Origin of the sequence: Steroidobacter sp., assembly GCF_016790065.1 — a bacterium.
GTDB lineage: Bacteria > Pseudomonadota > Gammaproteobacteria > Steroidobacterales > Steroidobacteraceae > Steroidobacter.
This window is the reverse complement of record NZ_JAEUPY010000749.1, coordinates 1-8,961: the sequence shown is the minus strand read 5'-3', so window position 1 is coordinate 8,961 and position 8,961 is coordinate 1. Positions and strand designations below refer to the sequence as shown.

General features: G+C 61.9%; 5 protein-coding genes and 1 pseudogene. All 6 read left to right on the top strand.

The features are described from left to right. Window positions 1–1,620: alpha/beta hydrolase family protein (locus tag JNL55_RS30620; RefSeq protein WP_293863510.1), on the top strand; the 1,620-nt coding region annotated here is incomplete at its 5' end. A 4-nt stretch (window positions 1,621–1,624) separates the two neighbouring features. Further along, entirely contained in the window at window positions 1,625–2,731 is a 1,107-nt protein-coding gene (locus tag JNL55_RS30615; protein ID WP_293863508.1) for an NAD-dependent epimerase/dehydratase family protein, read from the top strand. A 158-nt stretch (window positions 2,732–2,889) separates the two neighbouring features. Next, complete coding sequence (locus JNL55_RS30610; protein ID WP_293863506.1) at window positions 2,890–3,801, top strand: hypothetical protein; 912 nt, start codon at window positions 2,890–2,892, stop codon at window positions 3,799–3,801. Window positions 3,802–3,853: 52 nt separating this feature from the next. Further along, window positions 3,854–5,404 carry a tetratricopeptide repeat protein gene (locus JNL55_RS30605; RefSeq protein ID WP_293863504.1) on the top strand — a complete coding sequence of 517 codons (1,551 nt, stop codon included), beginning with the start codon at window positions 3,854–3,856 and terminating at the stop codon, window positions 5,402–5,404. A gap of 179 nt (window positions 5,405–5,583) precedes the next feature. Beyond that, window positions 5,584–7,665 carry a 3-hydroxyacyl-CoA dehydrogenase NAD-binding domain-containing protein gene (locus tag JNL55_RS30600; RefSeq protein ID WP_293863502.1) on the top strand — a complete coding sequence of 694 codons (2,082 nt, stop codon included), beginning with the start codon at window positions 5,584–5,586 and terminating at the stop codon, window positions 7,663–7,665. Window positions 7,666–7,683: 18 nt separating this feature from the next. Then, window positions 7,684–8,883 (top strand): annotated as a pseudogene (locus JNL55_RS30595) (acetyl-CoA C-acyltransferase); the annotation flags it as partial. Between the last annotated feature and the right edge of the window lie 78 nt (window positions 8,884–8,961).

Below are 8,961 nucleotides of genomic sequence, written 5' to 3'. Positions count from 1 at the left end.
TGGGCCGACATGGACAAGCGCATGACCGAGCGCACCGAAGCCAAGATGAGCGCGCGTGTCTGGGACAAAGCGCCGGTGAGTCACTGGGACCATTATCTCGACGATCGTCAGACTCACATCTATTCCATCAGCATCGACGGCGGCGAGCCGCAAGCCATCACGCGCGACGCCGGCGTCGCGCTCGACGCTGCCGAACCCGATGGCAATTCATACGACATCTCGCCCGACGCTGCCGAAGTGGCCTTCGCAGCCAACATCGACCGCAGCGGCGTCGATCCGAACTTCGACATCTTCACGCTGCCGGTCGAGGGCGGCAGCCCGCAGAACCTGGTGAACCTAACCAAGGACAACCCCGCCGACGACAATGTGCCGCTGTACAGTCCGGACGGTCGGTCGCTGGCGTTCCGTCGGCAGACCATCAAAGGCTTCTACGCCGACCGCGCACAACTGATGTTGTATGACCGTCGGGCAAGCAAGCTGCGCAGTGTGACCGAGAGTTGGGATCGCTCCGCCGACGGCCTGGTGTGGTCGCCCGATTCCAGCTCGCTGTTCGGTGCCATCGACGATGCCGGCACGCGTCGCATCTATCGCTTCGATGTCGGCGGCGGCGATCCCAAAGCGGTGACGCGCGAGCGCAGCTTCGGCTCGCTGGCGATTGCCGGCAGCGGACCGGTGATCGTCGGCTTGCGCCAAAGCTTCACCGAACCGCCGACGCTGGTCAGCATCATTGCGCGCACCGGCGCCGCCACCAAGCTGTCCGACTTCAACGACGGCGTGTTGTCGCGACTCACGCCGGGCAAAGTCGAAAGCGTCACCTATAAAGGCGCGAACGACGCAGCCGTGCAGATGTGGGTGGTCTATCCACCCAACTTCACGCCGGATCGTAAATGGCCGCTGTACTTGCTCTTGCACGGGGGTCCGCATAACGGCGTCACCGACGCCTATCAATGGCGCTGGAACGCACAGATTTTCGCCAACTGGGGTTATGTCACTGCCTGGCACAACTTCCACGGCTCGAGCGGTTTCGGCCAAGCGTGGACCGATTCCATCACCAAGGAGTGGATGGCCTTACCCTACGAGGACACGATCAAGGCGGCCGATTGGTTCCGCGCCCAGCCCTGGATCGATAGTGACCGAATGGCCGCTGGCGGTGGCAGCTTCGGCGGGTATCTTGCGTCTTCGTTGTTGGGCAAGCCGCATCCGTTCAAAACCCTGGTGGCACACGCCGCTGTGTACAACTCCTACACTCAATACGCCAGCGACTATGGCGCCGACAAAAAGCGCTATGGCGAGTTCTGGCAAGACCTCGAGCGCTTCTCACGCAATTCGCCGCACACCTTCGCCGAGAACTTCAACACGCCGACGCTGGTGATCCATGGCCAGCTGGATCAACGCGTGCCGGTGAACCACGGGTTGGAGTTGTTCAACGTCCTGCAGAACCGCGGCGTGCCCAGCAAGCTGGTGTACTTCCCCGATGAAAACCACTGGATCCTGAAACCGCAAAACTCGTTGTTCTGGTACGAGACCTCGCGCCAATGGCTGGAAAAATATGTGAAGCCCGGTCCGGGCGAGGCCAGCGTGGTCCCAGCGAGCGGCAGCGGCTCCACTCAAACAAGGTAACGCCATGAGCATCTCGATCAATCGTCGTGAAGCATTGTTGATGGCTGGCGCAGCGACGCTGCTGGCCGGAGAAACCTGGGCCGCCGCCAAGGCCGCGCCGGTCAAGCCGCTCAAAGTCCTGATTCTCGGCGGCACCGGCATCAGCGGCCCGCATCTGGTGCGTGAGCTGCGTGCATCGGGTCATCAACTCACGCTGTTGAATCGCGGCAAGCGCGCTCCCGACCTGTTTAAGGACGTCGAGACCCTGATCGGCGATCGCAACAGCACGCTCGATGTATTGAAGGGTCGCGATTGGGATGTGGTCGTCGACAACTCCGGTTACTTCCCGCGGCAATTGCAGACCAGCACCTCGCTGCTCAAGGATCACACGCAGCACTACATCTATGTGTCGAGCATCTCCGCGTATGCCGATCTCACTCCACCGGGCATCGACGAGGATTACAAACTCGCCGAGCTCAAGGAGCCGGACGCGACTGAGATCAGCAACGACAATTACGGCGGACTCAAAGCCGTGTGCGAAGGCATCGTCGAGCAAACATTCGGCACACGCCAAGCGGTCGTGCGTCCTTCATACATCGTCGGCCCCGGTGACTCGTCTGATCGTTTCACTTATTGGCCGGTGCGCGTAGCTCGCGGTGGCGAAGTGCTCGCGCCAGGCTCAGCGAACGATACGGTTCAGTTCATCGACGCGCGCGACATGGCTGACTTCATGCGCCTGTGTGTCGAACGCAAGATCAGCGGTCGTTACAACTTATGCAATCCGCCGGGGTCCGTGACCATGGGCGAGTTGCTGGAAACCAGCAAACGAATCTCCCAGTCGAACGCGACTTTCACTTGGGCCAGCCAGAGCTTCATCGAACAACAAAAGTTGGTGGAGAACGGCGAGATTCCGATCTGGGCCCCGCCGATCGGCAAAGAAGCGGGCGCCACCTTGGTCAGCTCGGCGCGCGCCGTCGCGCAAGGACTGCGTTTCCGCGATCTGGAAACGACCGTCAAGGACACGCTCGCCTGGCACGAACAACGGCCCGCCGATCAGAAAGCCAAGCTGCGGGCCGGCCTCACTGCTGAACGCGAAGCCGAACTACTGAAGCAACTCAAGCGCTTGGCGTGACCTGGGCCTGTTTCGCATATGACATATGACCGGCAGCGATCATGAATCGCTGCCGGTGTTTCTTATCGGACATCCGAGTCGGCAACGCGCTCGAACAGAAGTGATGGACTCTCGTCCTCGCCGGAGTGACGATACCGTTCTGCTTCTGGAGACCTGCAATGTCGTCACTCGTCATCCGCACAGCAGTGCTCAGCTGTATCGCTATCGCGGGACTCAGTGCCTGCAATCGCGGCGGCGACCCGGCCGCCATGCTGGCGAGCGAACCCGCCGAACTGAGCTGGGCTCGCGCCGCATTGGAACGTAATCCGCGCTATGAAGTCTTGGCGAGTGACATACAAACGCGTGTGTTCACGGTGCGCGATCGAATCACCGGACAAGTCCAGACACTGAATTTGAATGACCTTGCGGCCGCGCCGATCGCGCAACTTAGAGCGCCAACAATCGCTCCCGCACCGGAACCTGTGGCTCCGCCGGTTGCGGCCACAGCAAGCACGCCACCCGCACCGGCCGTCGCACAGCCAGCCGCTCCTGCTCCAGCAGCGCCGCCGACGTCTCCGGCCGCGCCTGAGGATCCCGCCCAACTCGTCGATAGTTCGCCCGCGGCCGCTGCGGAAAGAGCACAAGCCGCCGAGTCCAACTACACCATCGATCGCAGCGGCGGCCAGCTGCGCGTCTCCGGTCCGGGCGTCAGCATCGTCAGTTCGGGCCCGCGCTCGGCGTCGGCTTCGGCGAACACCACTGGCGCACGTCCCGCCGAGCCCATCATTTGCGAAGGCAAGCGCCTGCTGAAACTCGACGACCGCAACATCTACGTCGACGGCGACGCCATCATCGCGCGTGGTGGCTGCGAGCTGTACATCACCAACAGTCGCGTGGTCGCTTCGGGCACTGGCTTGATCGTCGAAGACGCCATCGTGCACGTGGCCAACAGCCACATCGAAGGACTCAACGGCTCGTTCAACGCCACCGATCGCGCCAAGATGTTCGTGCGTACCTCCACCTTCCAAGGCGTGCCACGCCGGGCCGAATTCGCGAGCGTGCTGGATCAAGGCGGCAATCAATGGCGCTGATTGGGGCGCTGATTGGCGATTAGTGCCACGGCGGCACTAAACTACCGCCGCCGTGGAAGAACCGACCGACGCACCTAAACCTGCCCCCAACCGTTTACTGACTGCCAGACGCGTCGGCGGCCTGGTGGTGCTCGCGGCTCTGGCCGCCTGGCCCCTGCTGCGCAGCTGCTCGCCCGAAGCGCCCGAGCCCAATATTCTTCCGACGCCGGAGCGCGAAGAGTTCCACGCCTCCAAGCCATTGCGGCTGGAATTGAAGAGCGAAGCGCCCGACGCCGACCTGGTGTGGCTGCGCTACGAACTCAACCATCTGCTGACTCGGGGCAAGATGCACATGACCGGCGTGGTCACCGATCCGGTCGCTGCGCCGAAGGTGTTCACGCTGCTGGTCACGCTGAACTCGGAAAGCAACCAAGCGACGTTGGCGTTGATCGGCCCCGATGGCGACGTCGATCGACAGAATCCGCTGCCGCTGCCGAATGAATCGCGGCTCGACACCATGAGCGCGTTCGCCACGGCGCTGCCAGGATTTCTCAACGCCGCGCATTCCAAGGGCGATTGGGTCGCACTGCTCGGCACCGACGATGCCAAAGCGTACGACACCTTTCTCAACAGCTCGCTCGAATGGTCTGGACCGGTCAGCGCAGGCTTCACACAACCGCCGACAGCACCGAGCCGTGCACGTTCGGTGGAACGTTTGGAATCATTGATTCGGAGTCGCCCGAAGTTCGCACGCGCGTGGGGTTCACTGGCCGCCGGCTATCTCAGCCTCGGTGGTGAAGATGAAAAATCGTTGACGCGACTGGCGGAGAGCAGCGCCGAGCACGCGCTCTCGCTCGATGAAGAAATCGCCGACGCGCATGCGGCGCTGGGCCTGGTGCATCTTCGACGCAATGAATGGGTAGCCGCACGCGAACAGTTCCAGCGTGCATTGACGCTCGATGCGCAAGCAGCCGCAGCGCTGGAAGGCTTGTCGTGTTTGCTGGTGGATGCGGGGCGTTACAAAGAAGCCACGCCGTTCGCAGCGCAAGCTGTAGCTCTGCAACCGCAGAGTTACGGCGCGAAAGAATGTTTCGCTTACTCGCTCACTACCAACGATGCGCCGTCGGGCATGCAACCCTTGCCGTCGCCAGTACAAGCATTGGAAGCCATCCTGGCCGGCAACAACGACGCGGCTAAAGAAACATTGCGCGCCTCGCTGGACTCACAAGATTTCTCACGTTGGGGCGAGCCATTGTTGCGAGCCGCGGAAAATCGTCGTCACATTCCGCAGGCGTTGCAGGCCGTCACGCTGGCGGCAAGCGAACAGGAAATCGATCCCGCCACCGAGATCCTATGTGGCGCGGCATTGAAACAACCCGACTTCGTTTTCAATCGCATGTCTCGCCTGCAACGCCAGGGCGAGCGCCTGCCACTGCGAGTGCTGTGGATGCCGCAAACCAAATTCTTGCGTCAGCATGCGCGCTTCGAAACCATCGTCAGCGCCGCGGGCCTGCCGGCGTTCTGGCAGGAACAGGGCGTCGCCGATGTGTGCAGCGCGGAGCCGGCGCTGTATGGCTGCAAAATCCACCCTGCCAGCGCCACCAAGGCCGTCGAGCGGCGCTAAGTCGTTGATTACCTATTGGTAAACAACCCGCGGTGCGGAATACTTTGCACTGCGGTAAAAGGCGCAAAAGTGCGCCATAATGCCGCCCCCGCGAACGTTCGATAGCCGCGGCGGCCACTCCGCCGATCGCTTCATTCCGCCTCGCGGATCGATCAACTAGGCATATAGGAGACGCACCGATGGGGGCAATCAACGCCGTGACCGGCCTGTCCGTGGAAGACGGGATCGCGATCGTCACAATCAACTATCCGCCTGTGAACGCGCTATCGCACGCGGTCCGCGAAGGCATCGTCAACGGCTTGCAACAAGCAATCGCCGACGCTGCGGTGAAAGCAGTGGTGTTGATTTGCGATGGCCGCACCTTCATGGCGGGCGCCGACATCACCGAATTCGGTAAGCCGCCCAAGGCGCCGTGGCTGCCCGAAGTCATCGAGGCCATCGAGAACTCCAACAAGCCAGTGATCGCCGCCATTCACGGCACCGCGCTCGGCGGCGGTTTGGAAGTTGCGCTGGGTTGTCACTACCGGGTCGCAGTGCCTGCGGCGAAATGCGGCCTGCCTGAAGTTCATCTCGGTCTGTTGCCGGGTGCCGGCGGCACGCAGCGCCTGCCTCGCATCGTCGGTCCAGAAAAAGCACTGGAGATGGTGACCTCGGGCGCGCATGTCGATGCCAAGACCTCGCATGCCGCTGGTTTGATCGATGAGTTGGTTCCGGAAGGCCAACTGCGCGCCGGTGCGATTGCTTATGCGAAGAAGGTCGTCGCGGAAAATCGGCCGCTGAAGAAAGTGCGCGACTTGAACGACAAGGTCGAAGCAGCGCGCAGCAAGCCGGAAATCTTCGCTGACTTCCGCAAAGCCAACGCTCGCAAGTTCCGCGGCTTCCTGGCTCCCGAATACAACATCCGTTGTATCGAAGCAGCGGTGAATCTGCCGTTCGACGAAGGCATCAAGACCGAGCGCAAACTGTTCCAGGAACTGATGGGCGGCGTGCAGTCCGCCGCGCAGCGTTACGTGTTCTTCGCCGAGCGCCAGGTATGGAAGGTTCCGGATATCGGCGATGACGTCCAGACCTTGCCCATCGCCAAGGTCGGTGTGATCGGCGCCGGCACCATGGGCGGCGGCATCGCCATGAATTTCGCCAATGCCGGCATTCCGGTCACCATCGTCGAAACCAAACAAGAAGCGTTGGACCGCGGCTTGGGCGTGATTCGCAAGAACTACGAGACCACTGCGAAGCGCGGCAAGCTCAAGCCCGAGGACGTCGAAAAGCGCGTCGGCCTGCTGACCGGCACGCTGGAGCTGGAAAAGCTGGCCGATTGCGACCTGATCATCGAAGCCGTGTTCGAAAACATGGCCGTGAAAAAAGAAGTGTTCGGCAAGCTGGATAAGATCGCCAAGCCCGGCGCCATCCTGGCCTCCAACACTTCTTATCTGGACGTAAATGAGATCGCCAGCGCCACCACTCGCCCCGAGTGGGTCATCGGCCTGCACTTCTTCTCGCCCGCCAACGTGATGCGACTGTTGGAAGTGGTGCGCGGCGAAAAGACGTCCAAGCAAGTCGTCGCCACCTCCATGCAGCTGGCCAAGAAGATCGGCAAGATCGCCGTGCTGGTCGGCGTGTGTCACGGCTTCGTCGGCAATCGCATGCTCGCGGCTCGTCAGTCGCAAGCACAGGCGATGCTGGTGGAAGGCGCGATGCCTTGGGACGTGGACAAACCGCTGTACGAGTTCGGCATGCCCATGGGCCCGTTCGCGATGGGCGACCTCGCCGGCCTCGACATCGGCTGGAGCAAAGAAACATCCACGAGCTCGACGGTGCGCGAAGTGCTGTGCGAATTGGATCGCCGCGGTCAGAAGACCGGTGCGGGCTTCTATGACTACGACGAGCAACGCAATGCCAAGCCGTCGCCGGTCACTGAAAAGATCGTCAAGGAGTTCGCCGCCAAGGCCGGCGTCACGCCGCGCCAGATCTCCGAACAGGAAATCCTGGAGCGCAGCCTGTATCCCATGATCAATGAAGGCGCCAAGATTCTGGAAGAAAAGATCGCGCTACGACCGTCGGACATCGACATCGTGTGGATCAACGGCTACGGCTGGCCGGTGTATCGGGGCGGCCCGATGTTTTATGCCGACACCGTCGGTTTGGCCAACGTGGTGGCCAAGCTCAAGGAATACGCGCCGAAGCTCGGCGCCGACTTCACCATTTCGCCGTTGCTGGAACAGCTCGCTGCCGCAGGCAAGCGCTTCCAGGATCTGAAGTAACGAACCGGGGGAATATTCATGCGTCAGGCAGTCATCGTTTCCACCGCACGCACACCAATCGGTAAGGCGTATCGCGGCGCGTTCAACAACACTCAGGGCCAAGAGCTGGCCGGTCACGCCATTGCCGAAGCGGTCAAACGCGCCGGCATCGATGGCGCACTGGTCGAAGACGTGATTCTCGGCTGCGCCTTACAGCAGGGCTCGACCGGCGGCAACGTCGCTCGTCAGGCGCTGCTGCGTGCCGGCTTGCCGGTCACGGTCTCCGGCATGTCCATGGACCGACAGTGCTCGTCGGGCTTGATGGCCATCGCCACCGCCGCCAAACAAATCGTTCACGACGGCATGCAGGTCGCCATCGGCGGCGGCGTCGAATCCATCTCGCTGGTTCAGAACGACAAGATCAACAAGTTCCGCGCCGGCGATCCGTGGCTGATCAAGAACATTCCGCAGATCTACATGAGCATGATCGAGACAGCGGAGATCGTCGCCGAGCGTTACGGCGTCAGCCGCGAAGCGCAGGACGAGTACTCGCTGCAATCTCAACAGCGCACCGCGTTGGCGCAATCCGAAGGACGTTACGACGCCGAGATCGCGCCGCTGGCCTCGACCATGGTCATCACCGACAAAGAGACCGGCGCCACTTCCGAAAAAGCAGTGACGCTCAAGCTCGATGAAGGCAATCGTCCGCAAACCACCTTGGCCGATCTGCAGAAGCTGCAGCCGGTGTTCAAGGGCGGTCAGCGCATCAAGGAAGGCAAGTTCATCACTGCCGGCAATGCTTCGCAGCTGTCCGACGGCGCCTCGGTTGCCGTGTTGATGGAAGCGAAGGAAGCCGAGCAACGTGGCTTGAAACCGCTCGGCGCCTATCTCGGCATGATGGTCGCAGGTTGCGATCCGGATGAGATGGGCATCGGCCCGGTGTTCGCGGTGCCCAAATTGCTGAAGCAACACGGCTTGAAAGTCGACGACATCGGCATTTGGGAATTGAACGAGGCGTTCGCCAGCCAAGTGCTCTACATTCGCGACAAGCTCGGCATTCCCGGCGACAAGCTCAACGTGTCCGGCGGCGCCATCTCCATCGGTCACCCGTACGGCATGTCGGGCGCTCGCATGACCGGTCACTTGCTGATCGAAGGCAAGCGCCGCGGCGCCAAGTACGGCGTCGTCACCTTGGGCGTGGGCGGCGGCTTGGGCGCTGCAGGACTGTTCGAAATCTTCTACACGGGCCGGCATCTGGGGCGAGAGGCGCATCACCCCCCACCCTCGAGAGCAGCCCGGATGTCTGGTTCGGACAAG